The 25,334-nt window shown below is 43.7% G+C and carries 25 protein-coding genes; 12 read left to right on the plus strand and 13 right to left on the minus strand.

The genetic code is table 11. The features are described from left to right. Nucleotides 1-36: 36 nt before the first annotated feature. The 4 genes from DFP80_RS06235 to DFP80_RS06250 form a co-directional block, all read right to left on the minus strand. Nucleotides 37-828 (minus strand): ABC transporter permease, encoded by a 792-nt coding sequence (locus DFP80_RS06235; RefSeq protein ID WP_113915945.1) that lies wholly within the window; start codon nucleotides 826-828, stop codon nucleotides 37-39. Beyond that, nucleotides 806-1,594 carry an ABC transporter ATP-binding protein gene (locus DFP80_RS06240; protein ID WP_113915946.1) on the minus strand — a complete coding sequence of 263 codons (789 nt, stop codon included), beginning with the start codon at nucleotides 1,592-1,594 and terminating at the stop codon, nucleotides 806-808. The genes DFP80_RS06235 and DFP80_RS06240 overlap by 23 nt, the downstream gene beginning before the upstream one ends. Nucleotides 1,595-1,598: 4 nt before the next feature. Further along, complete coding sequence (locus DFP80_RS06245) at nucleotides 1,599-2,594, minus strand: ABC transporter substrate-binding protein (RefSeq protein WP_113915947.1); 996 nt, start codon at nucleotides 2,592-2,594, stop codon at nucleotides 1,599-1,601. 132 nt (nucleotides 2,595-2,726) lie between these two features. Further along, nucleotides 2,727-3,023, minus strand: coding sequence for a type II toxin-antitoxin system RelE family toxin (locus DFP80_RS06250; RefSeq protein WP_113915948.1), 297 nt, complete (start codon nucleotides 3,021-3,023; stop codon nucleotides 2,727-2,729). 229 nt (nucleotides 3,024-3,252) lie between these two features. On the opposite strand from DFP80_RS06250, the gene xdhA reads away from it, so the two are divergent. The 10 genes from xdhA to DFP80_RS06300 all read left to right on the plus strand — a co-directional run bounded on the left by xdhA (nucleotide 3,253) and on the right by DFP80_RS06300 (nucleotide 14,524). Continuing rightward, complete coding sequence (xdhA, locus tag DFP80_RS06255) at nucleotides 3,253-4,776, plus strand: xanthine dehydrogenase small subunit (protein WP_113915949.1); 1,524 nt, start codon at nucleotides 3,253-3,255, stop codon at nucleotides 4,774-4,776. Then, nucleotides 4,769-7,114: a xanthine dehydrogenase molybdopterin binding subunit gene (gene xdhB, locus DFP80_RS06260; protein ID WP_113915950.1), complete on the plus strand. Its 2,346-nt coding sequence runs from the start codon at nucleotides 4,769-4,771 to the stop codon at nucleotides 7,112-7,114. Before xdhA ends, xdhB begins: the two co-directional genes overlap by 8 nt. Then, the gene (gene xdhC / locus DFP80_RS06265) at nucleotides 7,111-7,977 is read left to right on the plus strand and encodes a xanthine dehydrogenase accessory protein XdhC (protein ID WP_113915951.1); all 867 of its coding nucleotides are present in this window, start codon (nucleotides 7,111-7,113) and stop codon (nucleotides 7,975-7,977) included. Before xdhB ends, xdhC begins: the two co-directional genes overlap by 4 nt. Nucleotides 7,978-8,184: 207 nt before the next feature. Then, on the plus strand, nucleotides 8,185-8,418 hold the full coding sequence (locus tag DFP80_RS06270) for a ribbon-helix-helix domain-containing protein (protein WP_113915952.1): 234 nt from the start codon (nucleotides 8,185-8,187) through the stop codon (nucleotides 8,416-8,418). A 274-nt stretch (nucleotides 8,419-8,692) separates the two neighbouring features. Then, nucleotides 8,693-8,926 (plus strand): RH3 domain-containing protein, encoded by a 234-nt coding sequence (locus tag DFP80_RS06275; protein WP_110571844.1) that lies wholly within the window; start codon nucleotides 8,693-8,695, stop codon nucleotides 8,924-8,926. Then, on the plus strand, nucleotides 8,913-9,176 hold the full coding sequence (locus tag DFP80_RS06280; protein WP_113915953.1) for a type II toxin-antitoxin system RelE family toxin: 264 nt from the start codon (nucleotides 8,913-8,915) through the stop codon (nucleotides 9,174-9,176). Before DFP80_RS06275 ends, DFP80_RS06280 begins: the two co-directional genes overlap by 14 nt. Before the next feature lie 741 nt (nucleotides 9,177-9,917). Next, complete coding sequence (locus tag DFP80_RS06285; RefSeq protein WP_113915954.1) at nucleotides 9,918-10,919, plus strand: ComEC/Rec2 family competence protein; 1,002 nt, start codon at nucleotides 9,918-9,920, stop codon at nucleotides 10,917-10,919. Beyond that, on the plus strand, nucleotides 10,916-12,031 hold the full coding sequence (locus DFP80_RS06290; RefSeq protein WP_113915955.1) for a S1 family serine peptidase: 1,116 nt from the start codon (nucleotides 10,916-10,918) through the stop codon (nucleotides 12,029-12,031). Before DFP80_RS06285 ends, DFP80_RS06290 begins: the two co-directional genes overlap by 4 nt. Then, nucleotides 12,028-12,465 (plus strand): hypothetical protein, encoded by a 438-nt coding sequence (locus DFP80_RS06295; protein WP_113915956.1) that lies wholly within the window; start codon nucleotides 12,028-12,030, stop codon nucleotides 12,463-12,465. Before DFP80_RS06290 ends, DFP80_RS06295 begins: the two co-directional genes overlap by 4 nt. Nucleotides 12,466-12,469: 4 nt before the next feature. Further along, a complete protein-coding gene (locus DFP80_RS06300; protein WP_113915957.1) occupies nucleotides 12,470-14,524 on the plus strand; it encodes an AAA family ATPase in 2,055 nt (684 codons plus the stop codon). A 254-nt stretch (nucleotides 14,525-14,778) separates the two neighbouring features. Here DFP80_RS06300 and DFP80_RS06305 read toward each other — a convergent pair whose 3' ends face one another. Further along, nucleotides 14,779-15,021 carry a DUF1127 domain-containing protein gene (locus DFP80_RS06305; protein WP_113915958.1) on the minus strand — a complete coding sequence of 81 codons (243 nt, stop codon included), beginning with the start codon at nucleotides 15,019-15,021 and terminating at the stop codon, nucleotides 14,779-14,781. 128 nt (nucleotides 15,022-15,149) lie between these two features. On the opposite strand from DFP80_RS06305, the gene DFP80_RS06310 reads away from it, so the two are divergent. Further along, nucleotides 15,150-16,103: a LysR substrate-binding domain-containing protein gene (locus DFP80_RS06310; protein ID WP_113915959.1), complete on the plus strand. Its 954-nt coding sequence runs from the start codon at nucleotides 15,150-15,152 to the stop codon at nucleotides 16,101-16,103. Nucleotides 16,104-16,254: 151 nt separating this feature from the next. Next, complete coding sequence (pssA, locus tag DFP80_RS06315) at nucleotides 16,255-17,592, plus strand: CDP-diacylglycerol--serine O-phosphatidyltransferase (protein ID WP_113915960.1); 1,338 nt, start codon at nucleotides 16,255-16,257, stop codon at nucleotides 17,590-17,592. Nucleotides 17,593-17,657: 65 nt separating this feature from the next. On the opposite strand, the gene DFP80_RS06320 is transcribed toward pssA, so the two are convergent. The 8 genes from DFP80_RS06320 to DFP80_RS06355 all read right to left on the minus strand — a co-directional run bounded on the left by DFP80_RS06320 (nucleotide 17,658) and on the right by DFP80_RS06355 (nucleotide 25,260). Further along, the gene (locus DFP80_RS06320) at nucleotides 17,658-18,362 is read right to left on the minus strand and encodes a fumarylacetoacetate hydrolase family protein (protein ID WP_113915961.1); all 705 of its coding nucleotides are present in this window, start codon (nucleotides 18,360-18,362) and stop codon (nucleotides 17,658-17,660) included. Between the two features lie 45 nt (nucleotides 18,363-18,407). Beyond that, nucleotides 18,408-19,439, minus strand: coding sequence for a cupin domain-containing protein (locus DFP80_RS06325; RefSeq protein WP_113915962.1), 1,032 nt, complete (start codon nucleotides 19,437-19,439; stop codon nucleotides 18,408-18,410). Between the two features lie 38 nt (nucleotides 19,440-19,477). Beyond that, nucleotides 19,478-20,119, minus strand: coding sequence for a maleylacetoacetate isomerase (maiA, locus tag DFP80_RS06330; protein ID WP_113915963.1), 642 nt, complete (start codon nucleotides 20,117-20,119; stop codon nucleotides 19,478-19,480). A gap of 10 nt (nucleotides 20,120-20,129) precedes the next feature. Then, nucleotides 20,130-22,073 (minus strand): TRAP transporter permease, encoded by a 1,944-nt coding sequence (locus DFP80_RS06335; RefSeq protein ID WP_113915964.1) that lies wholly within the window; start codon nucleotides 22,071-22,073, stop codon nucleotides 20,130-20,132. 53 nt (nucleotides 22,074-22,126) lie between these two features. Next, nucleotides 22,127-23,089: a TAXI family TRAP transporter solute-binding subunit gene (locus tag DFP80_RS06340; RefSeq protein ID WP_113915965.1), complete on the minus strand. Its 963-nt coding sequence runs from the start codon at nucleotides 23,087-23,089 to the stop codon at nucleotides 22,127-22,129. 90 nt (nucleotides 23,090-23,179) lie between these two features. Next, complete coding sequence (locus DFP80_RS06345; protein ID WP_113915966.1) at nucleotides 23,180-23,494, minus strand: non-heme iron oxygenase ferredoxin subunit; 315 nt, start codon at nucleotides 23,492-23,494, stop codon at nucleotides 23,180-23,182. A 33-nt stretch (nucleotides 23,495-23,527) separates the two neighbouring features. Further along, the gene (locus tag DFP80_RS06350) at nucleotides 23,528-24,001 is read right to left on the minus strand and encodes an aromatic-ring-hydroxylating dioxygenase subunit beta (RefSeq protein ID WP_113916053.1); all 474 of its coding nucleotides are present in this window, start codon (nucleotides 23,999-24,001) and stop codon (nucleotides 23,528-23,530) included. A 2-nt stretch (nucleotides 24,002-24,003) separates the two neighbouring features. Then, a complete protein-coding gene (locus DFP80_RS06355; protein WP_113915967.1) occupies nucleotides 24,004-25,260 on the minus strand; it encodes an aromatic ring-hydroxylating dioxygenase subunit alpha in 1,257 nt (418 codons plus the stop codon). Nucleotides 25,261-25,334: the final 74 nt, after the last annotated feature.

The following is a 25,334-nucleotide window of genomic DNA, read 5'->3' on the forward strand; positions in this document are numbered from 1 at the left end:
ATATGTCTGCGATGTCATGAGCACAATTGCTTCAAATTACTTCTTCTTAGGAAGGCTCCACGGAAACCACCACGCCTGAATCCACTGTATCGATTTAAATAACAACAAACTAATAACCGACAAGAAGATCAGCCCAGCAAAGGCTTGGGGGATTTTAAAGAAAGAGGTGGAGAACTGGATGAAATACCCCAACCCTTCTTCTGCAGCGACAAACTCTGCCACGACAGCACCGATAATCGCCAACGTGATGGACACTCTAAGGCCGCTAAAAATGTGTGGAATCGCATAAGGTATGCGAATCTGCCAAGTTTCACGATAACGCGGAGCACGCAAAGATTGGCTGAGTTCGATCATTTCTGGCGGTGTTTCCAACATGCCCGTTGTCGTTGATACGACTAGAGGGAAGAAGGTGATCAAGCAAGTGATCAGCACGCGAGACGGGTCGTCTGTACCAAGCAAGACGATGATCAAAGGCGCAACCGCGACCACAGGCGTAGACTGAATCACGATCAAAGCTGGATACAGAACACGGTTCATCAGCTCAGAACGCATCATGCCAATCGACAAAGGAATCGCGATGATGATAGACAAGGCAAAACCCATTAAAGCCACGCGTAACGTTGCCCAAAGATGCGTTAACCAGCGAGAAAACTCCACATCAAAAAAGGCGGTAAAAATCGCTGATGGTGAGGGCAGAATGTAGTTTGGTACATTGCCGAAACGACAAATCAATTCCCATATCGCCACAAGACCGATAAAGAATAAGCCAGGCGCGAAGCGGTTTGCCTGCTGCGCAAGCCAAGATTTAGGCTGGTACGTTGGGTTCATAGATATAGCCTCTAATTAAATCGGTTAGCTCAGCAAAACGAGGAGAGTTAATGGTTTTTGACGAACGTGGGCGAGGTAAATCCACCTCAATCAAATCCAGAACTGTGCCGGGACGTTTGCTCATCACTAAAATACGATCAGATAACAGCACGGCTTCACTAATGGAATGAGTGATAAACAACACGGTTTTTGGGTTCTTCTTCCAAATATCCAGTAGATCAAAACCGATTTGCTCACGTGTTAATGCGTCTAGCGCCGAGAAAGGTTCGTCCATTAATAAAATATCTGGATTGAGCAAGAGTGCGCGTACAATACCCACGCGTTGTTGCATGCCGCCTGACAACTCGTCTGGCATCTTGTCAGCAAACTGGGTCAATCCAGCCATTTCTAATAGCTCGTTTGCGCGTTTTTCATCACTGGCGGAATAACTGCCATATTTGTGTTTGAGCGGAAATAAGACGTTTTTACGCACAGTTAACCAAGGTAATAAATTGGCTTTTTGAAAAACGATGCCCACGTCATCACGAGGTTCGGTGACGGGTCGATTGAATACCGAGACTTCACCATGAGACGGAATCAATAAACCTGCTACCATGCGTAATAATGTTGACTTACCACAACCAGAAGGTCCAACCACCGCCACGAATTCGTGGCGATGAATATCTAAGTCTATATCTTGTACAACCATTGGTGTTTCTGGGCGTGGGTCATATTTATGACCCACGCTCTTCATACTGACATAAGCGGCTTTAGTGTTGTTATCCATCAGGTTACTCCGGTTTAAAACGGCTGTTTACTGCAGTTTTTGGATCGATAGCATCCATTGTTAAACCGTTTGCTTCCGCCACGTATTCCCATGTTTTTTGGATGCGTTGGTCGGTGAAATTCCCTAAGCCGTCTTTTGTCGTCACATCGTTATAGACCAAATTGTGAATGCTCTTAATTTGTGCGGAAACAATGTCGGCATCCACTTCAGGCACCATTTTGTGTAGGTCGGCACCGGCTTGGTCTGGGTTCGCGTAAGTGAATTTAATGGACTTGGAAAAGGCTTTTATAAAGCGTTTTACCACATCTGGACGTTCTTCTAAAAATTTTTCCGACGCTAAAACCGATGAGCTATAAAGTGATAAGCCAGAATTTGACCAAGGTATTTCGATCAGTTCTTTGCCAGCGCCTTTTGCTTGTGCTTCATAAAGTGCTGTGTTGGTCACCCAAGCAATAATGGCGTCGGTACTGCCTGTAATCATCATAGGCGCGAGCGCACCCGGATCCGATTTCACTAATTTAATATCGCTTTCGCTCAAACCGTTTTGTTTCAAAACCAAAGGTAAGAAGGCATTTGACGAAGTGAAAGGCGAGGTGGCGACTTTTTTACCTTTCAAATCTTTAATGGAAGTAATACCGCTGCTTTTTAGTACAAAGAAAGCATGAGGCGCTTGCGTAAAGTAAGGGTAAACCGCAACGACAGGCACATCCGCTTGTGCTTTTGCGGCCATCAACGCGCCAATATCCGAACTGCCAATATCGGATTGGCCTGTTGCCATCTTAGTCAACGCATCGGTGGAGCCGCGACCACTGGCGATCTTGACTTCCAAATCTTCGTCAGCAAAGAAGCCTTGTTGGATGCCTACATAAACGGGCGCTTTATCGCCACCTGGTAACCAATCTAATTGAAAGGTCACTTGATCTGCCGCCATGGCTGAAGTGCTTGAGATGAGACTGGCTAAAAGAGTTAATCGAATTGCTGTTTTGTTTGCCGCTTTCATAAACATGCTCCATACAATTAATAGGGGCTAAAGACCCGCTTGTTTCACATAAATATAATTTAGCAACATTTGTTCCATGTTTTTTGCAGGTGTGCATATATTTTTTTAACTTGTTGAATTTAAAAGTTAAAATTAAAATTTAAAGCTTGAGGGAATAAGGTTGAGAGAAGGTAGGGTAGAAAGAAATGACATAAAATGGTGCGAGATCAACTCACTCGAGAGACGAGATTTATATACCGCGTCATTGTCTTGTTTTCCAATTGTCAGCACACAGACGACTACTTCATCGTCTATGACTTCATAAGCTAGGCGGTAGCCTGAGGTTCTTAGTTTTATTTTGTAGGCGCAATCATAACCACGTAGTCTTGAGGCAGGAAAATGCGGGCTGTCTGGTTGCTCTGCTAACTTCTTTTTGAACTGTGTTTGGATCTGTGGTGGTAATTTGCGTCACTCTTTTCGTGCTGCTTTAGTAGGGAGAGGGTTTTGAGTGTTAGCCTAAAAAAACGTTTACGGTAAAAGAATACTTATAAAAGCGCTAGATCGCTTGTTCGGCCTGTATTATTAGTTTCTAATTAAAAATCTGTACGATTGGTCAGTTTTTTGCATTTCAACTATCATTACAGCCATCATAGACACAATTTAAAATAAGGAGAGCGCTTTGAAATTTATACTAAACGATGAGCTCATCGACGATAACACGCTCCCTAGCGACTTTACCGCTTTGCGTTACCTAAGAGAGAAGCGTGGCTTAACGGGGACAAAAGAAGGCTGTGCATCTGGCGATTGTGGTGCATGTACGCTTCTTGTTGGTGCGCTGGAAGACGGTGAACTGACGTATTCGACGCTAAACTCGTGCATTACGCCGATGCAGTCTTTGACTGGTAAACATGTTGTCTCGGTTGAGTATTTGTCCAAGACTGGTGAATTGCACCCAGCGCAGCAAGCCATGGTGGCATCTCATGGTTCTCAGTGCGGTTTTTGTACTCCGGGTTTTGTTTTGTCCTTGGCCGGACTTTATGAAAACAAACAAGGCTGTGAGCAGCCAATTGACCGTGAAGCGGTTTGCGATGCGATTTCTGGTAACTTATGTCGTTGCACGGGTTATCGCCCGATTATTGATGCGGGAATGTCCATGGTTAAAGGGTCCATGGCTAGAAAAGAAATCATGAAAGAGTCCGACGAACCGCCTTATGTGGAGTTGATGAGTAAAAACGACAGCATAAAAACTCAGCTTGAAAGCCTACAAACAGAACGTCATGACAGCAGTAACTATTTACAGCCCACAGATTTAGAGCAACTCGCTTACGCGTTGAAACTCAATCCAGCAGCCGTTTTGATCGCTGGTGGAACCGACTTGATGCTAGAAAACACGCAGCGCTATCGTGATTTTGAGACTTTAATCGATGTGTCTCGTGTAGCCGAGCTTAAACATCTACACACCGGAGAAGCGTCGTTGACCATCGGTGCATCGGTCACTTACAGCGAATTAGAAAATTTCAGCAAGACGCTTTATCCGCAGATTAATGCCTTGCTAAGTCGCATCGCATCTCGACAAATTCGTAATCGCGGCACGATTGGTGGAAACGTGGCGAACGCCTCACCGATTGCTGATTTACCGCCACTATTATTGGCGTTTGACGCAGACATTCAATTGTTGAAAAACGATGGCAGCACAAGAGCCGTGAATATCGCGGACTTTTACCAAGGCTACAAACAAACGCAACTAGCGAAGGATGAGATGATTGCATCTTTTGATGTGTCTCTCGACAAACTGGCGCAATTTCATCGTTTCTATAAAGTTTCGAAACGCATGGAAGACGACATTTCCAGCGTCATGTTGGCGGTTCGATTCGACGTAGATAATGGCATATTAAGCGATGTGCGTTTAGCGTTTGGTGGCATGGCGGCCACACCGATTCGCGGCTTAAAAGCAGAAGCAGCCTTGACGGATAAACTCATCAATGACGAACAAGCCTTAAACCAAGCCATCGAAGCATTACGCAGTGAGTTAACGCCCATGAGTGACATGCGAGCCAGCGCGAAATACCGTTTGGATATGGCCTGTAACCTGATCCGCAAAGCATGGTTAGAACTAAACGGCAGCGACGTGGTGACTTTTTCAGGTCATGCTGTTAGTGATTCCATTTTATCGGCCGGTTTGGAGGGCTGCACTCATGCGTAAGCTTCCACAGGATTTTACTCTCGACACAAAAGCCTTTAAAAAGGGACTTTTGCCCGTTCATGAATCCGCTATTAAGCACGTAACCGGCCAAGCCGTTTATATCGATGACATGCCAGAATGGCCGAATGAACTGCATGTAGCGGCGGGATTATCGACGGAAGCTCATGCGGATATTGTGTCGATTAATTTAGACAAGGTTCGCGCCTACCCTGGCGTGGTCGATGTAATTGTTCAGGCTGATATCCCCGGCGAAGTGGATGTCTCGCCTGTATTGAGCGGCGACTTATTGTTGGCTGGCGATTTTGTGCATTTTATTGGGCAATCGATTTTTGCTGTCGCGGCGACCAGTTTACGTGCGGCGAAACAAGCCGTTGCTTTGGCTGAGATAGAGTACAAACCGCGAGAAGCGACCTTGCATCCTCGCCAATCCTTAGAGCGCCAAGAGTTCGTTTTACCGACTCACACGATTAGCTGCGGCGATGCCAAAGGCGCACTAGAAACTGCACCGAATAAGCTTAAATCCGATTTGTACATCAAGGGCCAAGAGCACTTCTATTTAGAAGGGCAGATCAGTGTGGCGACGCCAAATGAAGATGGTGGCGTGCAAGTATTTGCATCCTCTCAGCATCCTGCCGAAGTACAAAAGCTGGTGTCTCGTGTGCTGGGTTTACCCGTAGCGCAAGTGCTTGTTGAAGTGCGACGCATGGGCGGTGGCTTTGGCGGAAAAGAATCCCAAGCCGCTGTACTTGGTTGTATGGCGGCGGTACTCGCCGTGCGCAATCGTCGTCCGGTGAAATATCGCATGCCGCGCCAAGATGACATGGTGCAAACTGGTAAACGCCATGACTTCTGGAACAGCTACGAAGTTGGCTTTTCCAATGAGGGCGAAATTATCGCGGCAGAATATGACATGGTAGGTAAATGTGGTTGTACAGCCGACTTATCCGACGGCGTTGTCGATCGCGCCATGTTCCACGCGGACAATGCTTACTTTCTACCGAATGCTCGTATCAGTGGGTATCGTGGTAAAACCCACACGGTTTCCAATACCGCGTTTCGTGGCTTTGGTGGTCCAAAAGGCGTGATCTTAGCGGAAAACGTCATTGAAGAAATTGCCTGCGCAGTAGGTAAAGACTCGCTAGATATTCGTAAACTAAATTGCTATCAAGCGAATAAAGACACCACGCCATATGGGCAAAAAGTGGACGACGATGTCTTGCTAACCTTGATTGAAGAACTGGAAACCAGCTCCAATTATCGCGCTCGCCGTGAAGCGATTAACGCCTTTAACAAGCAAAACCCTTTCCTTAAAAAAGGACTCGCGCTCACGCCTGTTAAGTTCGGTATTTCTTTTACCTCGAAACACCTAAACCAAGGTGGCGCTTTGCTGCATATCTACACAGATGGCAGTGTGCATGTGAGTCACGGCGGGACGGAAATGGGGCAGGGGCTTTATACCAAGGTAGCTCAGATCGTTGCCAAAGCCTTTGGCATTGATTACCAGCGCGTCAATGTCGGTTCTACAAGAACTGATAAAGTGCCAAACGCGTCACCAACCGCCGCATCAGCAGGTACGGATTTGAACGGAATGGCGGCGCTAGACGCCGCACTGACGATCAAAAGCCGCTTGCAAGAATTCGCCATGGAGCACTTTTCTATCGCCGCCGACGCCTTCGCCATTGAAGACGATCAAGTGATTCTAGGCAGCGAGACCATGAGCTTTCCTGAATTCATCAAACTGGCCTACATGAACCGCGTGTCGTTGTCTTCTACAGGGTTTTATAAAACCCCGAAAATCGGCTATGACCGCAAAGCCGCCAAAGGCCGACCTTTCTTGTACTTTGCCAATGGCGCGGCCGTGTCTGAAGTGATCGTCGATACCTTCACTGGTGAGTACAAAGTCACTCAGGTAGATATCCTGCACGACGTGGGCGATTCGATAAACGCCGACATCGACATCGGGCAGATCGAAGGCGCGTTTGTACAAGGCATGGGCTGGCTCACCTCAGAAGAATTAAGCTGGGATGACAAAGGCCGCATCACCACCAACAGCCCTGCGAATTACAAGATTCCAACTTCGGCGGACATCCCCGAGAAATTCAACGTTAAATTGTTTGATCGACCCAATAGCGAAGAATCCGTCTATCGTTCTAAAGCCGTAGGCGAACCGCCACTCATGCTGGGCATTTCCGTTTGGTGTGCGCTAAAAGACGCCTGCGCTGCCGTGGCAGATCATAAAATCTCGCCACCATTGGCCGTGCCAGCCACGCCAGAAGCGGTGTTTTACGCCATGCAAGCGGCGCAAAATCATCAAGCAGGTGAGGAAGCCAGCCTATGATGTCTTCTATGAGCTGGGTTCAGGCGTTACAGGAAGTGGAAAAAGCAGGGCAAGCTTGGGTGATCGCCACCGTGATCGGCACCCAAGGTTCTGCGCCGCGGGAATCATCCAGCAAGATGATTATCACCGAGGAACACAGCTTCGACACCATCGGCGGCGGACAGCTGGAATACGCTGTCTGCCAAAAAGCCCGTGCCATGTTGCAAGATGCGTCTTCGCCTTCTCATGTGCTGGAGAACTTTCCCCTCGCCGCCAAGACCAACCAATGTTGCGGCGGCACTGTCAGCGTGTTGCTGGAGTATTTCCCAGAACCCGCCAACAAAATCACCATCTTTGGCATGGGGCACGTGGCGACTACGTTGGTCAATGTATTGGGCAACATGCAGGCGAAAATCTCATGGATCGACAGCCGCGAAAACCTCGCTCAAGACCATAACATCAAAGGCCTACCAAGCAACGTCACTCCGTTTTTGTATGAATCCATGTTGGAACACATTGACCACATGAGTCATAACGAAATCGCCTTAGTCATGACCCACGACCACGCCTTGGATTACCAACTGGTGGAAGCCTTATTGGATCGAAAAGACTGTCGATTCATCGGCTTAATCGGCTCGAAAACCAAAGCCCTACGTTTCAAAAAACGCCTCGTCAGCGCTTCATTCAGCCAAGCGGAAATCGACTCCGTCCACTGCCCCGTGGGACTAAACGAAATCGCCGGCAAGAAACCCTTCGAAATTGCCATCTCCATCGCTGGGCAAATCATCCAAGTGACTCAAACCAAAACCGAAGCGAAAAAAGGTAGTGGGCTTACTTGGAAAGAAATCAATAACGCTTTAAGTGAAGAGAAGGCTCACATCTAGGTCGTTTGGTAGCAGGAGCAAGGCAAACACCACCGCTCGACACTGTCGTTTGACCTCGCTCTCGGTGTTCGCCTTGCTCCGCATCAACGTAATTATTCCCTCCCCTTATGTCTTCCAAGGGGAGGGCGAGGGAGGGGTTATTACTTTGGTGCTTTTACGTTATAGCGCTACAATGTTATGACTTAATAACAATCGTTGAGAGGTAAAATGAACAATTTATCAAAGCGTTCAACTGTCTACTTTGAACCAGATACCCTCAAAGCGCTAAAAATGCGAGCGGCATCATCAGATGTGTCTGTTTCTGAGTTAATTGATGAAGCGGTTCGTTTGCTGCAGAGAGAAGATCAAGAAGATCTTGCTGATATATCAGAACGAGTAAATGAGCCTGAAATGACTTATGAAGACTTTCAGAGTGAATTAAAAATTAATGGCAAAATATAAAACTTGCATCGAAAGTACTTCAATAACCTAAAGGGTCCGAACTCCTTTTCCTCCATCGTACTATTTAAAACAACAAGCCTTCATGGAAAAGGGCTTTGACCCTGACTTCACCAGAGATGCGAGCAAACCAAACACCACCGCTCGACGTTACTGTTATTAATTGCCGTTTGGCCTCGCTCTTGACGTTCGTCTTGCTCTTATAAATTAGCTTTCTGATGTTTTAACGTTATAATGCTACAATGTTAAAACCCCAAAAGAATCGTCGAGGTGTAACATGAGTAATTTATCAAAACGGTCAACAGTCTACTTTGAACCCGCTATCCATCAAGCGTTAAAAATGCGAGCGGCATCATCAGATGTTTCTATTTCAGAACTAATTGATGAAGCGGTTCGTTTGCTTATGAGAGAAGATCAAGAAGACCTTGCTGCCATTTCAGAACGAGTCAATGAGCCAGAAGTGACTTATGAAGTTTTTCTAAACGAGCTGAAAGCGAATGGCAAAATATAAGATTTCTTTCAAAAAGTCAGTTGGCAAAGATTTTAAGAGTATTCCTAAAAAAGATGTACCCAAAATACTTCAAAAAATTGAAAGTCTAGCTGATAACCCAAGAGCAGAAGGTTGCATCAAGCTATCGGGTTTAGAAAATTATCGTGTAAGGCAAGGTTTATATCGGATCATCTATGAGATAAGAGATGACGTATTGATCATAAACGTGATCAAAGTCGCACACAGATCCTCTGTGTATAAAAACAATTAGCTTTGCTCTTGGTGTTCGCCTTGTCCCACATCAATCACCAAAATACCTCGCGTACAAACTTACACGTAGGGCACGATGAGCGCAGCGTGATCTGCCTCGAAAGCGAAGCTTTCTTTTGTTTATCTTGGCGATGTCTCTGAGAGTAAAGTAACAAAACGGCTTCGCATCATACAGGCATGGAACAATGGCAGTTAGCGTTAGCACACGGTGAGATCAGTATTTAAGAAGGATCAGGTCAAAAGACCCGAGGGAATTGCTTGCTTCGCGGGTCAAATCGAGCTACAAAAGAGCAAATGAAGAACCAACATAGCGGCGATCAAAGATGATCTGAAGCGGCATAGTCCAAACAGACTCTGAAGTTTAGCGAGTTATTTAACAGGGAAGTCCCACCATGAAAAAAGCAAATCCCCTATATAGACAACGCAGCCGTTCAACAGTGGGTTATAGCCGCAGCTACGCTGCCGTATAACCCTTAATTGTTCTGTGTGTCCTAAGGGTGAAGAATGTAGCACTTGGGCCTATATGGGATTCAAATGGGTGAATGCATCAACTGATGGCCTTTTCCAGATATGTTTTTCTGGTGAAGAAACACAAATATGTTGGTAAAATGATTGATCTACAGCGGCAGTTTCAAAATGGATGAGACCACATGAAAACGAAGAAACCAAAGGAATACTCCGTGCGTAGTATTGTTACCAAATGCAAACTCATCTGTTCTTATGGTAATAGTACATCGATATTATGCTGAAAATTACAAACATACCGGCAAAATGTGGAGATAGCTTCTTAATTGAAGATATGGATGATCAAAGAAAATTATTACTAGACTGTGGCTTCAAACTTACCTACCTTAATAACATTAAGCAATTGACCTCAAGTGTTGACTATCTAATTTTGACACACTCAGATGAAGACCATATTCATGGTGCGATTCCTCTAATTGAAGACACTCCTCACAGGTTTACTGTTGGGAAAGTGTTCGTAAATGTACCGAGCTCGTATGAGGTCAGGGCTGAGAGTGGCGACATATCTATTCATCAAGCAATTACACTGGAAAACTTACTTAAAGAGAAAGAGCTACCTTATCAAAGTCTCCTAGCAGGAGAGACAGTTAAAATTTCAGAGAATATTAGCTTAGAAATAATCTCGCCCTCCAAGGAAGATTTAGAATATTTTATCGGGAAATATAATGACGTTAGGGAATCTTCTACTCCAGACCCAATATCAAAGGCCGGTACTATCATTCCGCTTGAGACTCTGGCAAATCATCAAGATGCGTATAAGTCCAAAAAATCTGACTTCACTAATGTTGCATCAATAGCCTTCATACTTAAATACAAGGATAGAAATCTGCTTTTTCTAGGAGATGCACACCCTACAGTTGTTACTGACTACCTAGAAGCCAAAGGTTTTTCAAAAGATAAAAAATACACTTTTGATTATATCAAGCTTTCACACCATGGAAGTATAACAAGCATATCTAATAAGTTTGTTGCAATTGTTAGTTGTTCTAACTATATATTGAGCACCAATGGTGGGAAGGCTCGAAGTCTTCACCCTAGCAGAGAAACACTAGCAAAATTAGCATTAAGTGTTGACAGAAACGGTAATGATGCCATTAATTTTTTCTTCAACTATCCAGTTGAAGAAATTACTGCTAGAAACGGCCTATTAATTAGCTCAGAAGAAAAAAATAAATACAATATAAAACTAATTGAACAAAGTAGCTTCGATATAATATGAATGAATTAGATGTACTACCAAAAACTAGCGTAAAGATCTATCAGTCCGTTAATTATCATGGGTCAGGTGTATTGGTTGAAGCTGATGGCGTATTCTATGTTTTTAGTGCTGCTCATGTTATATGTCAAGATTTAAATAAACCTTTAATACTTGATGGGTTTTATGGCATATCAGAAAAATATGGAAAGATTGAATTTGATAATTTAATAGGAGAACACAAAGCGACTCAGGAGTATGACATTGCTGTTATAGCCATAGACAAGACGCACAATTTCCCAGATTTTCCTAAAATAAGCTTTTGTGAAGACATTAGTTTTCCTGAAAACTCCTATACTTTCAGAGGAACTCAAAAGTCACCAGCCTTAAGAGCCCATACTGTAACTCCCTGCCATCTGGACACTTCTATCAATGAAGAAGGTTCATTTTGCCTCAAGGTTCCGCTGGAAGCTTACGCCGACATGAAAGGGAGCGTAGGGGCAGAAGTACTTGGGGGATATTCAGGCAGCGGGATTTTCATAAAAGAAGCCGACAACAATTATTTGGTTGGCATAGCTCAAAATATAGATAAGGATGACTTTACAGGCGTAAATTGCCGATCCATTAAAGTCATTAAAGATTCATTTCTACCGAATATTAATATCGCAGATTTTCATGGTGGCAATGCTCAATTGAAGTTAAATATTGCTGATATTCGAAGAAATGTTACTCAAGGCATGATAGATGAAAGAAAAAAATCTAATGACTATGGAGATGTTGAAAACCTCACTAGAAAGATGAATTCGTTTATGAAAGATTGGACACCTGAAGACCTAGATGGATTTATAAACGACATTTTGGTTTGGGAAGATATTGAACATTCAAAAATCAGAAATCACAGTTCATATCGTGATCTCATTGAGAATGCGAAAGCGATATGGGCATCTGGAAACAAAAAATACCAAGTGAGTAGCATTCAGCAAGGTAACGAGCGCTTCCATAAAATCCTAGATGAACTTACTGATCTCCTAAAAGATGAGCTAGATGGAACCTCAATTAAATCTAGTAGCTCTGTTATAGCCGCTGGAGAAATTGCCCGACTATTAGCAAATTGCACTTTGGATTTTAAAGAATGAGTATAGATATCCAGCTGAAACCTCAATTCCTCGATAGCGCACCTGACAATAGCACGCTAACTCATCTTGCTATTATTTGTGGTGCACTGAAATATTGTCTTGGAAGCGCAAAGACAATGTCATTTATCAAGCTTACCTACATATTTGATAAAACCTTAAATTTAGAAGCTAATGCATTTTCTTCAAAGATAACTTTATCTTCTTGGAATATTGATAATGATTTTAAAAAATCGCTCATAATGGCTGAATCTAATGGCTTTATAGAGTTGCTAACAGATAAAGCATCTAAGGAAATTAGAATTTCACCGACCGATAAAGGCGATATATACCTTAGCTCAGTTGAAACTCATCAAGCGTTTGTGAACTATTTAGAATATTTGAAGGAAATTAAAATTCCTGAGAATAGATTTAATAACCTAATTATTAGAAGTTAATAAAATGCACATCAACTCAGTATCAGCGAAAATTCTTGCAGGCACAGAAGATGGGCTAAAGCCATTTGGTTTTGAATATGGTTTTAATCCCGGACTAAATATTCTGACAGGTGACAACTCCAGTGGTAAGTCCACTATTCTTAGCTGTATGTATTACTGTCTAGGAATGGAACAACTAATGGGGAGTAAGGGAATTAATGCACTAAGTCCTGCTTTGCATCAAGTGCTTAATTTTGAAGGCCACCCTTGCAATGTTTATGAATCAAGCTGCTCACTAATCATCACTGCAAATAACGGTAAGCAATACACGCTTACACGTCGTATAGTCTCATCCGATGAGATAACTATCAATGAAATACTAATATTCGATGGAATCACAACTACGCCTAAGTTTGTTCATTCAGCAAGAGATCACGGTGACCAAGGGTTCTATCAATGGCTCGCAGAAGTAAATGAGTTAGAAATCTTTAATGTCGAATCCTTTAACGGTGAATCGACCAAGCCACTTTATATGCAGAATGTATTTTCACTGGCTTTCATTGAGCAGACAAAAGGGTGGTCAGATATATTCTCAATGATGCCTAGCTTCGGTATTAAAGACCCTAGACAAAAGGTTGTTGAGTATTCTCTTGGGCTTAATTCTTTAGAGTTAAATATGAAGCTTGATCAAATTAAAGCTGATAAAAATCAGATTAAGGGTGAATGGAAGCGAATTGATAACGATCTAATATATCGAGCTCAAGCGACTCAACTCTACTTGTCGATTTTTGATAAGAACAAGCCAATTACAGATGACAAAATCGAAGGAATATATGCAGCTGAACTAAACAATGATGGAAAAGAAATTAAGATTAGTCAGATAACTAAAATTATACAAAAGGAAATTGATGATTCTGATAAACGCATTGAACTCACGGACACTTCTAAAGATATTTCCAAAGACTTAATTAGCACGAGGGAAAAGATAAAAGAATCGTTATCCACATTCATATCGGAAAGGAATGATGCTTCAGGGTTATATGACGAGGAAAAGGTAAAGTTAGCCAGCTTCAAGAGTTCATTATCTTCTACGATAAATGACATTCAGGGGTTTCAAGATGTTAAGAAGTTATCCATTAGCAGAAATTGGGAAAGTCTATCAACATCTAAGTGCCCTGTTTGTGAAAATAGTGTTGAAAATAAAAAAGATGCTGAGCTATCGAAAGAGACTATTGAAAAGAGTATTGCATTTCTTAAATCTCAAAAGTCCACATATGAAAAGTACATTGAAGCTTCTGAATCGGTGCTAGAGCGGTATGTATCAGCTTTAGCTTATTATGATAAGAGTATCGCATTAAAGCGGACGCAGCTTGATAGTATTCATAAAGACTTAAATTCACCAAGCTCACAATCAGTCAGAGGCGAACTTGAGATCCAAGCAGAACTAAAACATCGGCTTAATGATATCAAGCAATTTAACTCTTACCTTAAATACGCAAAGAGTAGAATGAAAAATTTGAGTAAACAGTACTTCATTTTAGACGGGGAAGAAAAGAGGCTTAAAGGTTTAGTCTCAACTGATGAAGAAACAATTCTTAAGTTCAAACGATCATTTATCTCACTACTAGACTCCTTCGGCTATAAAAGTAATGGCGTAAAAAATATAACTATCCGTGATCAGGCTCCTCACAGGCTCATGCCAATTGTCTTTATTGAGGGGCAAGAGCCTCAATATATTCGATATGTTTCATCTGCCAGTGATTTCGTAAGATCAATTTGGTCTTATTATCTTTGCCTACTGGAGATGGGGTCTTTACATCCTGGGTTCCTGTTAATGGATGAACCTGGTCAGCATCAGATGCGAGTAGATAGTATGAAAGAGCTATTATCCCATAGCTCGAAACTAGGAAAGCAAGTTATTCTGGCAATCTCACAAGATAGAGACTACGACAAAAAAGATGTAAATATTTCGGCCTTAATCGAAGGTATTGAGCCCAGTAAGATTCATATGCTTCATATCGAGGATAAAACTTATTGTATTTCCCCAACTGAAATCCCTACTAACGATTCTGGGTTGTAAGTCTTTCGCATGGTCAATATTTCTGCCAAGACTCAATTATATTATTAGGGCACGAGCCCTGTGTACTTTCGGATCAAAAATGTGTTGGTACAGAGAATAAGTACATCTTTCCGGACTGGTTTGGTTTTCCGCTGTGATCGTAATCAGCCGCAAATGTAAACGTTAAAATACAACTCAACTTGGTATAAAGAAATCATAGCCCTACAACAAGGGCTCTCTACCAAGCACCCTTGTTCCTTTCCTAACCAAAAAACTCACTTCCAAACCGGTTTTCTTACTTCGTGATCCACGTCGGCAGCGGTGAGGCCGAGGTCTTTCAGTTGTGCTTCGTTTAAACGGCTAAGTCGGTTTCTAGTACGCCAGTTATGGGCGATTTTTTTGATGGCTGCTTTCCATGGTTTTTCTTTCAGGTTTTCTAATGTCGCTTTGCAGCATTGGCTTATGTCTATCTGGTGAGATGGGTTGTTGCTGAGTGTTTCTGGTGTGCCATTTTTCATGATGTTGCTCCTTGTGTTTGTCTGTTTTTGATACTCTGTAGATAAATAATCGTTTATTAATTGCACTACGACAAACGAGAAAAAGTGTTTTATAGTTAAGAAAATCTTACTTATAAAAGGTGTGTTTCATGTCTTCCAGTCGAGCTTTGCCGCCGCTTAAATCCTTGCAGGCGTTTCGTTATGCGGCGCAGTCGTTGAGTTTTAAGAAGGCGGCGGAGTCGCTTTTTGTGACGCAGGCGGCGGTGAGTCAGCAGATCAAAACTTTGGAGCAGGCGCTAAGCGTTGAGTTGTTTGAACGGCACACTCGCCAAGTGGTGCTGACGTCGGAAGGGCAGTATTTGTTTGATTATGTTGAGAAGGCGTTTGGTTTATTAGAAGAGGGTGTAAAAGGTATTACGGAAGATCCGAATCCCAATACTTTGGTGATCAGTTCGGTACCGTCGTTTTCGAGCCGTTGGTTGGTGTCGCGTTTGGGTGGGTTTCAAGCGCAAGAGCCGGAGATTAATCTTCGCTTGAGCCCAAGTATTGAGTTATCGACGTTTGCGGATAGCGATTTGGATTTGTGTATTCGTTTAGGTCGTGGCGAGTACGCTGGGCTAAAATCACAGCTTTTATTCAAAGAGCATTTGGTGTTGGTGTGTCATCCGTCGATGATTCATATGGATGAACCGATTAAAGAACAGTTGATCAATATTCCGGTTATTACTGATACTGGGCCAGACGTTCGGCATGTTTGGCCTGTGTTGCAGCGATTTTTAGATCTATACGATATGCCGATGAAGTCGCATTTGCATGTGGCGGATTCGACTTCTTTGGTGGAGGCGTTGTTGTCTTGTCAGGGGCTGGCGATGATGCGTTACGGTTTGGTGTACGAGCAGATAGAGAAGGGGCAGTTGATTTGCCCGCTGCCTATTTACATGAAATCGCAATATGACTTTTACTTTGTCGCGCCGGCGCCGCATTTTAAGTATCAGAAGGTGATGGCATTTAAGCATTGGATTGAAGATGAGGTGAAGGTGATTGATTTGTCTTGGAAAGCGTATTTGAAGAGTCAGCCTGATATGGAAGAAGTTAGGGTTTAAGTTATATTTATTGTGCATGGTGCTTGGTATGTGGTGTGGATGATATTTGTCAACTCAGGGCGTTCGAACATAGACGATTATTTTTAGGAAAAAAATCGGCAAATTTGTTACAGTCTGTCGTTAGTTAAAAATAAGGTAGTACCTCTGTATTATGCCCATTAGAAATTTATTCGGTTCATTGCCTACGTTTGCGGTTGGACCTGACCAATTCCATGTTCTGCAATCTGCCCTTAGTTTTCGAGAATATTTGTTAGAAGCGATCCATAACGCGACGTCGAGAATTTATCTTGTTGCGCTTTATCTTGAAAATGATGAAGCAGGTAGGGACGTTTTGACGGCGGCTTATGAAGCTAAGCAGCGTAATCCTGAGTTAGACATTGTTATTTGTGTGGATTGGCATCGTGCGCAGCGCGGTTTGATCGGTGCAGAAAAAGCCAAAGGCAACGCCGCTATGTATCAGGCGTTTGCGGATAAATATGAGTATGCGATTCCTGTTTATGGTGTGCCAGTTCGTAATCGTGAAGTGTTTGGTGTATTGCATTTAAAAGGATTTGTAATCGACGATACGGTGATTTACAGCGGTGCCAGTATCAATAATGTCTATCTTCACCGACAAGATCGTTATCGGTTTGATCGTTACCATGTTATTCAGAATTCATCGCTGGCAGATAGTATGGCGAGATTTATTCGTTACGAGATGATTCAGCACCCTGCGGTGAATAATCTTGCTGAAGCGGATTTACCTTCAACGAAAGAGCTAAAATCGGTGATTCGACAGTTTAGAATGTCGTTGAGCAAGTCATTTTATAGTGGTGAAAAACAGGCTGTAGGTGATCATCAGGTGGCGGTGACGCCTATGGTGGGCGTGGGTAAGCGTAACAATGTGCTTAATCAAAAAATCACCGTGCTCTTGGCGGATGCAAAACGGGAGATTGTTCTTTGTACGCCGTATTTTAATCTCCCCAAAGTGGTGTTGAGAGAAGTGAAGCGCGCTATTAAGCGTGGTGTGAAGGTTCATTTTGTCGTGGGGGATAAAACGGCCAGCGATTTTTATATTGCACCAGATAAGCCTTTTAAAGCCATTGGTGGTTTGCCCTATTTGTACGAGATGAATCTGCGTAAGTTTGCATACGCTAATGAAGGTTATATCGCGTCGGGCGGTTTGTCGATTCACTTATGGAAGCACGACAGCAATAGTTATCACCTAAAAGGGCTTTGGGTAGATGCTTGTACCATGTTGCTAACGGGCAATAATGTGAACCCAAGAGCCTGGGCGCTTGATTTAGAAAATGGTTTATTGATTGAAGACCCAAAGCAGCATTTGCTTGCGAAGTTTACGGCGGAATTTGACAATATTCATCAGCATACGCAGCAAATTTCCTCTTATAAACAGCTTGAAACTATTCATGATTACCCTGTGAAAATTCAAAGGCTGTTGAAGAAGGTTATTCGCACGCGGGCGGATAGGTTGCTTAAGCGAATTTTGTAGGTTTTGAATGCCTTCTTTTTAATGAATGGGTTGAAGGTGTCTGCTTCAACCCTTTTTTATATGATCTAGTTCTGATTAATATCCAGTTGTATAGAGCCAACCCCCTCGATAGCACCAATAATTCTATCACCTGGCAGAACAGGGCCAACGCCGTCTGGTGTGCCGGTGTAGATAAGATCGCCCGGTTGTAAGTGATAGAACTTAGACAAGTGCGCTATGATTTCACGAACGTTCCAGATTAAAAGGTTCAGATTTGAAGCTTGTTTTGTCTTACCATTTACTGCTAATTCGATTTTTCCTTCTGTTAACACTCCGGTTTTAGCGATTGGGACGATCGGTGCTAGAATCGCAGATTCTTCAAAGTCTTTCCCTAAATCCCATGGGCGTCCAGTTTCACGAGCTTTTAGCTGTAGGTCTCGACGTGTCATGTCTAGGCCGCAGGCGTAACCGAAGATAATATCTTCCGCTTGTTCTTCAGTGACGTTAAATCCTTCTTTGCCAATGGCAACCACAAACTCCATTTCATAATGATAGTTGGTGGTTTGCGGTGGATAGTCAATGTTAATACCACTGGGTACATACGTGCTGGCGTCCTTGATGAAGTAAAAGGGTTCTTGTGTGGTTTTATCCACTGCAACACCCATTTCAGCGGCGTGAGCATGGTAATTTCGTCCTACGCAAAAAATACGATGAATTGGAAATACCTCGTCAGTGCCGACTATGTTAGCTAGAACGGCGTCTTTGGCTGGGAATGCGAGTTTGTTTGTCATGGTTCTGTCCTTTTATTAGCGATGAATGTATAAAGCGATTAGGGATCAAAAAATGCCGAGATAGCGATGCAGCGGCGCTTCATCGGCGGTAATGATGAAAGCTGGCTTGGTTGCCGAAGTGTTGTTAAGGGTGATGTCTGTGTAACCTGGGGCGCTGAGGGTGTCTTTTTCTGCCCATTGAATCGCGCTATTGGAGTCGACTTTGATCGAACCGTTTCCTTCAACGATATGGAATACGCAAGCCGTCGTACGTTTGGGAAGAGATAGGGTTTCGCTGGGGCGTAACATCATGGCACCGAAGCCGATACTCGGGAATAAACTTGCCCCTGTCTCAGGGTTTACATAAGCAATGCGGATAGGATGTTTGTTGTAGTGTTCAGCCATTTCAACAAGACAAGCACGAGTTTTTGTCCATGGGTAACGCAGCATGGGCGAATGTGTGTTTTCTCTTTGGAAGTCTAATTCAGGAACCACGCCAGCGGCACTGTATTCTGCAAATGACTTGTCACGATTAAGAGTATTGATTTGTGTTGTGCCCTCTATTGCCCAAGAACCTTCTAGTTGATAGATCAATGGCAAATCTAAGATGTCTAGCCAGATGATAGGGCCGTTGCCATCATGTTGGTGTTCGTGCCATTTTCCTGAAGGCGTTAATATCAAGTCACCACGCTCCATTATACAAGGCTCGCCATCGACAATAGTGGTAGCTCCTTCGCCTTCAATAATGATGCGTACAGCATTGGGCGTATGGCGATGATTTGGGGCGGTTTCCCCCGGCAAAATTAACTGTAAACCCATATAGATACTAGGTGTTGCTTGCATGTTTGTTAAGCCATGGCCCGGGTTGGCCAAGACTAAAACACGGCGCTCGGCTTTTTCCATTGGTGTTAAATCGCCCGCTTCGATCAGCAAAGGACGAAGGTCATCAAAGTGCCAATTTAATGTTTGGGTTTTACGACTTGGGACTTTGTGGGGTAGTACTGCGCGCATGTTGGGCCACAGTGGTACTAAATTTAACTCGGTTAATCTGTCACGATAGGATTGAGGTAAATCCTCTAGGGTTCCTAATGAGTGCATGTGCTTCTCCTCATATTTCGTTTTGGGTCTAATAGTGGTTAGGCGATAAAATCGGGTTGCTGATTGGGAGCCGCTCGCTGGAAAGCAGGCTGCAGTTGGCAGTGATCATAAACAGCTAATACCTTAGGAAAAGCGGATAAATTACAACCAAAGCGCAAAGCATTAGCGACTTGTGGAATCAAACAGCAATCTGCCAATGTCGCTTTATCACCAAAACAATAAGAGCCGTGGCCATGTCTTGTTAGTAGTGCTTCTACTGAAGTAAAGCCTTCATTGATCCAGTGTTGATACCACGTAACTTTTTGTTCCTCGCTGATGCCCAGTTCATTTTTTAAATAACTTAAAATGCGCAAGTTATTGACTGGGTGCATGTCACTGGCAATTATGTGGGCGACTTCTAGTATTCTGGCTTTTGCTAACGTATTGTCTGGCAGTAAAGGCGTTTCGGGATACGAACATTCCAAGTAATCTAGGATTGCCATTGATTGAGTCAGCGTTTGGCCATCATCTGTAACGAGAACCGGCACCCCCTTAGCAGGGTTGAGTTTGATATGCTCCTCGGAAGCTTGCTCGTCAATGCGAATATTGACGCCGTGGTGTTGGTAATCAACCCCTTTTAAAGCGAGAGCAATACGCACTCGATAGGAGGTTGAACTGTTAAAGAAATGGTATAGCTGCATGATACTTTTCCTATGATTGAGTGGTTTCAGGTGAAGGTTGTGAGTTTGTTTTTTTCATAAAAGACGTTACTAAGAGCAACACCACTAATAATCCAAATCCCGCTATTTTAGGCAGGGTTGGTGTATCGCCACCTTGTAAATTAGGGAGCAAAAATAAGCTTCCAGTAATAACAAAATTGATCCGAAAGATGAGGCTAAGCTTGCTTTTGAAATAACCCGCAAAGCCAACAGATACGGCCCAAACACCGACCAATGCACTTGTTACCGTGATGACGATTTGTGATATTTCACCGATCAGTAGAAGGGAGGGCGTGGTGACAAATAAGAACGGTATAATATAAGCCGTCCAGCCCAGTCTCATTGAGGTGAGTGCCGTTTTCATCGGATTCGCCTTGGCGATACTGGCGGCAAAGAAAGCGCCAATGGCGATGGGTGGAGTAACCATAGACATCATTCCCAGATAGAAGATAAACAGATGTGCCGCAATCGGTTCTACACCTACTTGAATCAGAGAAGGGGCAACTAAAACAGCCAGTAATAAATACACTCCGACGGTTGGCATCCCCATGCCAAGCACAATACAGACTACCGCAGATATCACTAACAGAAGGAATAGGTTACCTTGGCCCAATTCCACTAAGAAGTAGGTTAAACCGAAGCCCAAACCTGTGATGTTTAGAATGCCAATAATGAATCCAGCAGCGGCGCCAATCATGATGATATCGACGATGGAATGTCCTGTTTCCTCTAGGCTCCCCCAAATGTCTTTGGCGTTCATTCGTTTGCCTTTGTAGCCTTTCACAAGGCCGACAATCAGTGCACCAAGTGCTCCCCAAAGAGCCGCTGTTTCTGGACGTTGGTTAAAGGTAAATAAAGCCAAAATCACGGCAGCGAAAGGGACAATGAAAATCCAACCTTGTTTTAGAACTCTTCTTTTGGAGGGGATGAGGGCTGGATCAATGGGGTTGATTTGCTCTTTTGCTGCTTCTAGGTCGACCTGAATATACAGTGCGGCATAATACAGAATGGCAGGTACTAAGGCGGCAATAACGACTGCGCTGTAGCCAATTTGTAAAAATTCTGCCATGAGAAATGCAACAGCGCCCATGACTGGAGGCATTATCTGCCCACCTGTTGATGCCACGGTTTCTATTGCAGCGGCCGTATGAGGTTTAAAGCCGCCTTTCTTCATCATGCGAATGGTCACTACTCCCGTAGCAACAATGTTCGACACTACTACACCAGAAATGGAGCCAAAGAGTGCTGAAGCAATGGTGGCGATTTTGCCTGAGCCACCCTTTCTTCGTCCCATCAGAGCTAAGGCTATATCGTTAAAAAAATCGGCTCCGCCAGAGCGTAGCAAGAGTTGTCCAAATAAAATGAAACCAATTACTATAGTCGCAGCGACATTTAGGGTTAAACCCAGCATACCGTTTGTGTCGACACCTAGATAAACGAACAGTCTGTCGAGAGTGATTTCACGAGTTTGCAAAGGACCGGAAAGGTGGCTGCCCAGTAGGGCAAAACCCATAAATAGCAAAACCACAATAACTAGAGTAACGCCCACGACTCGTCTTAATCCTTCTAATACCAGGCCAAAAAGAATGGCTGACACGACTAGGGCATCGATAGGAAGATCTAATTGTCGTTCGACAAGGTCAGGGTATTGTACGGCCAGATATAGGCTGGTGATTAAGCCTAGTAGAGCAATCAATCCATTGAGACTGCACTTCACTAAACTGTCTTGAGGTTTTAAAAAAACCAACGCGAGGCTGATTCCTAAAACGACGGCCAGATATTGCTCGGTATAAATTGCTATCCCCAGGCGGCTGAATAAGTCAGCAGCGAAAGCAATGGCAGCGAGGGCGATTAACACCCCCAAACCATTTCTTATTGCCGACATCATTGCAGGCTCGTGAATAACCACTTCTTGAGCTGAAGATTCTGTGTTCATTTAAAGCACCTTTCACTGGAACAGAAATTGAAATAAAAGTAAAAAATGGTGGTTTATTCCTGCCACAGACCTTTTTCTTTGAAGTAACGAATGGCTCCAGGATGATATTGAATACCTGGGTAGTTTTTATTTGGCGTATTCACAGCTAGGGTTTTGAAGCCAGGATAAAGCTGTATCAAGGCGTCTTTGTGTTCCAAAATCGCTTTCACCATTTGGTAAACTTGTTCGTCTGATACTTTATCGTTGACCACTAGCACGTTATCCCAAGTTAGCATCTTCATTGCTTTTTCTAAGCCGACAAGGTGCGGTGTAGGTTTGGCTTCGGAAAAATAAAACGCTGGACGTATTTTTAAGATGGCGTCTTGCGCAGCTTGATCGGTGTTAACTGGTAAAAATTTCACACCGCCGACGGAGGCGTCTACTTCTGCAACCTTTGGTCCGCCTATGGCAAAGTAGGTGGCGTCAAGGCGCCCTGATGATAGATTATCGGCAGCGCGAATTAAGTCAGGGACAGGGACTTTTTTAACGTCATTCCAAACTAATCCACCCGTGGCTAGCATGGCTTCCATATGGGGGCGGCCAATTGGAAAGGCATTCCAGCCAGAGGCAACGCGTTTGCCTCTTAGGTCTTCGATTTTATTGATACCTGAATCTTTACGCACAAAAATGCCAATAGGTTGGGGGCTAATGCGCAGAGCAATGTTTAAATGGCTGCGTTCTCGGCCTTGGTAATCGCCTTTCCCCTGAACTGCGACAATGGCGTCGTTGACATCATTAATGGCGAATTCAGCTAGGCCTTGGTTAACCGCATCCATCATGGCTCGATTTCCACTGTAAGGCTGAACGACTAGATTAATGTTTGCTTTGGAGCGACCTACATTAGCAATACCATTGCTCATGGTATTCCACACAGACCCTTGCGGCGGCGAGGCGATAGACAAGATTTGAGCCGAGGCGCTGGCGGATATGAGCGCAATAGAGCATGCTGTGATGAGTGGTAATAGGGATTTCTTCATTGTTCTCTCCAGATCATTTATATTTATTGTTTGCTGGCTAACACGCTCTTGATGGTTTTTTACGTCACCATGCAGAGCCAAAAATATGCTTTAACTAAATTTTAGGAAAACCTGCCCGTTTTCCATTCGAGTTGCATAAGTCTTGATATCTTGGGTAAGTGGCTCGCTCATGGCTTTGCCACTCTTTATACAAAATCGCCCTTGATGAAGAGGGCATTCGATTTCACCATCCTCTAAGAATCCGTCACTTAACAGAGCGTGTCCGTGCGTACAGACGTTGTCTGTGGCAAAGACTTCATCTTCGACCTTATAAAGAGCGACCTGATGACCATTAACATGAATGCCAATGACGTCGTCTTCAGGGATATCATCCATTTGAATGGTGCTGATCCAGTTATCACTCATATGGGAATGCCTCCTATCGTTGTTTTTAATGGCCTAAATTGGATAAATAAGTGAATTTAGAATCATCTCATTGTCGAAAATACAAAGACGAGATTCTAACTTTATGCTGTCTTGAGTGATTCGAATGCGGTCAAGGTAACGGCCAACATTAAACACTTCGGCAATGCCGTCATTTTTGGTACGTAAGACGGTGTAATTGGCTTGCGACTCAATAATGCCGGTATCCGATTCGCTAAGGATCAGGGGGGATGAGACCATATGGAGCTGGTGGTAAGGGTCGTGAAAAATGGTTTCAGTGATACCGTAAATACGGTCTTGCAGCATGCCTTTACTGGTGAGTGATAAAGCGGCCATGGGTAAGTTTCTGTCGTAATTTTCACGCGCCTGAACCTTGTAAATACAGTCGTCAGTGAACATATCGAGCCATGCGCTCCAATTAGCTTGGTCAACGACGGTTGCGTAGTTTTGGTAGAACTGAGTTAATCTTAGATAGTTTTCTGTTTTCATGGTCATACTCCCATCACTTTGCGCCAGTAGGCGTACATGCCGCGGATCAAGGTTTCAGACACCATATGATCGGTGTCTTCTATCTCTTTTCCACCCAGTTCTGCTAATGATCGATGGAAAGGTTTCTGCTCGAAACCTTGCTGGGAGAATTCAATGACTTCACCATCATCTGCGGAAACAAAACCTGCTGGACCAAAGAGGTTAGCCTGGCGTAAACGCCGTTCTGTCATTTCAGGCGTGTCGTCTTCGTAACCAAAGTGTGTCCAGACAAAGTCGAAGGAACCATGGCCGTTTGGCTGAATATGACGAGTACTGACGCTATTAACCTGTTGTTGCAAAATAACACTTGGGAAAAGCGTCATCATGACGGCAGTAGGGCCGTCCCACCATGGCTCTACTTCTACATCCAAGAAACTAGGGTCATTGAGTTGCATGGATTCTTTAAAACTAGAGACATTGGTAGTTTGTGTGTCCTTACCACCGGAACCACGAGTCGAGATCATCGCGGCATGGCGAAAATGCTGATCCATTTTTAATTCTGACCGGTTATCTGCGCGCCATAAGCCAAACGTAACAAACCAGGTGTGCAATAAGCCAGGGTGATAAGGGTCTTTGATGTTTTCCTGCATTAGTTTCCAATTGCCCGGAATGCGTTGCTTGTTATAACCCAATAAGGTGAGTTTTCGACCATTAAACATGCGATCGAAATAGGACAACATGGTTGGTCCCAGAAAGTCTTCAAGCGACTCTATGTCATGATCGAAGCTGGCAAAAACCACGCCACCACGTTCCGCGACTAATAGCTTGGTTAAGCCATGGTCTGACGTTTTAAAATCTTTGGGCATTCCGCCTTTAGCTTTACCCTCTTGTTTTACGCCTCGCCGGAAAGGAACACCTTGTAAATTGCCTTCTAAATCGTAATTCCACTGGTGATAAGGGCAAGTAAAGCTTTTTGTATTGCCATGTTTTTCACGACAAAAGCGCATGCCACGGTGGGCGCAGACGTTTTCTACAACATAAATGCTATTGTCTTCATGGCGAACCATAATGACAGAGCGTTCGCCGATGACGGTACGTTTGAAGTCGCCTGGTTGAGGTATCTCGGCTTCCAACCCGACATAGCACCAATGATTACGATAGAAAAGTCTTTCTAGTTCCTGTTTATGAATGTCTTCATCCGTATAGGCCCAAAAAGGAATTCGGCTGGTGTCTTCATGTTCCCATACGTGGGTCATGGGAATGCGATTTTCATGACTCATTTTGTTCACCCTTTTTATCTTTATTGTGGGTTGAATGTTGTCCTTTTAAGAAATGACTGGTTTCCTATAAAGGC

Origin of the sequence: Marinomonas rhizomae (assembly GCF_003315485.1) — a bacterium.
GTDB lineage: Bacteria > Pseudomonadota > Gammaproteobacteria > Pseudomonadales > Marinomonadaceae > Marinomonas > Marinomonas rhizomae.

Coding starts and splice junctions, on each gene's coding strand:
- DFP80_RS06235 (WP_113915945.1), bottom strand. CDS start 828: ATGAACCCAACGTACCAGCCTAAATCTTGGCTTGCGCAGCAGGCAAAC.
- DFP80_RS06240 (WP_113915946.1), bottom strand. CDS start 1,594: ATGGATAACAACACTAAAGCCGCTTATGTCAGTATGAAGAGCGTGGGT.
- DFP80_RS06245 (WP_113915947.1), bottom strand. CDS start 2,594: ATGAAAGCGGCAAACAAAACAGCAATTCGATTAACTCTTTTAGCCAGT.
- xdhB (WP_113915950.1), top strand. CDS start 4,769: ATGCGTAAGCTTCCACAGGATTTTACTCTCGACACAAAAGCCTTTAAA.
- xdhC (WP_113915951.1), top strand. CDS start 7,111: ATGATGTCTTCTATGAGCTGGGTTCAGGCGTTACAGGAAGTGGAAAAA.
- DFP80_RS06270 (WP_113915952.1), top strand. CDS start 8,185: ATGAACAATTTATCAAAGCGTTCAACTGTCTACTTTGAACCAGATACC.
- DFP80_RS06275 (WP_110571844.1), top strand. CDS start 8,693: ATGAGTAATTTATCAAAACGGTCAACAGTCTACTTTGAACCCGCTATC.
- DFP80_RS06280 (WP_113915953.1), top strand. CDS start 8,913: ATGGCAAAATATAAGATTTCTTTCAAAAAGTCAGTTGGCAAAGATTTT.
- DFP80_RS06285 (WP_113915954.1), top strand. CDS start 9,918: ATGCTGAAAATTACAAACATACCGGCAAAATGTGGAGATAGCTTCTTA.
- DFP80_RS06290 (WP_113915955.1), top strand. CDS start 10,916: ATGAATGAATTAGATGTACTACCAAAAACTAGCGTAAAGATCTATCAG.
- DFP80_RS06295 (WP_113915956.1), top strand. CDS start 12,028: ATGAGTATAGATATCCAGCTGAAACCTCAATTCCTCGATAGCGCACCT.
- DFP80_RS06300 (WP_113915957.1), top strand. CDS start 12,470: ATGCACATCAACTCAGTATCAGCGAAAATTCTTGCAGGCACAGAAGAT.
- DFP80_RS06305 (WP_113915958.1), bottom strand. CDS start 15,021: ATGAAAAATGGCACACCAGAAACACTCAGCAACAACCCATCTCACCAG.
- DFP80_RS06310 (WP_113915959.1), top strand. CDS start 15,150: ATGTCTTCCAGTCGAGCTTTGCCGCCGCTTAAATCCTTGCAGGCGTTT.
- pssA (WP_113915960.1), top strand. CDS start 16,255: ATGCCCATTAGAAATTTATTCGGTTCATTGCCTACGTTTGCGGTTGGA.
- DFP80_RS06320 (WP_113915961.1), bottom strand. CDS start 18,362: ATGACAAACAAACTCGCATTCCCAGCCAAAGACGCCGTTCTAGCTAAC.
- DFP80_RS06325 (WP_113915962.1), bottom strand. CDS start 19,439: ATGCACTCATTAGGAACCCTAGAGGATTTACCTCAATCCTATCGTGAC.
- maiA (WP_113915963.1), bottom strand. CDS start 20,119: ATGCAGCTATACCATTTCTTTAACAGTTCAACCTCCTATCGAGTGCGT.
- DFP80_RS06335 (WP_113915964.1), bottom strand. CDS start 22,073: ATGAACACAGAATCTTCAGCTCAAGAAGTGGTTATTCACGAGCCTGCA.
- DFP80_RS06340 (WP_113915965.1), bottom strand. CDS start 23,089: ATGAAGAAATCCCTATTACCACTCATCACAGCATGCTCTATTGCGCTC.
- DFP80_RS06345 (WP_113915966.1), bottom strand. CDS start 23,494: ATGAGTGATAACTGGATCAGCACCATTCAAATGGATGATATCCCTGAA.
- DFP80_RS06350 (WP_113916053.1), bottom strand. CDS start 24,001: ATGAAAACAGAAAACTATCTAAGATTAACTCAGTTCTACCAAAACTAC.
- DFP80_RS06355 (WP_113915967.1), bottom strand. CDS start 25,260: ATGAGTCATGAAAATCGCATTCCCATGACCCACGTATGGGAACATGAA.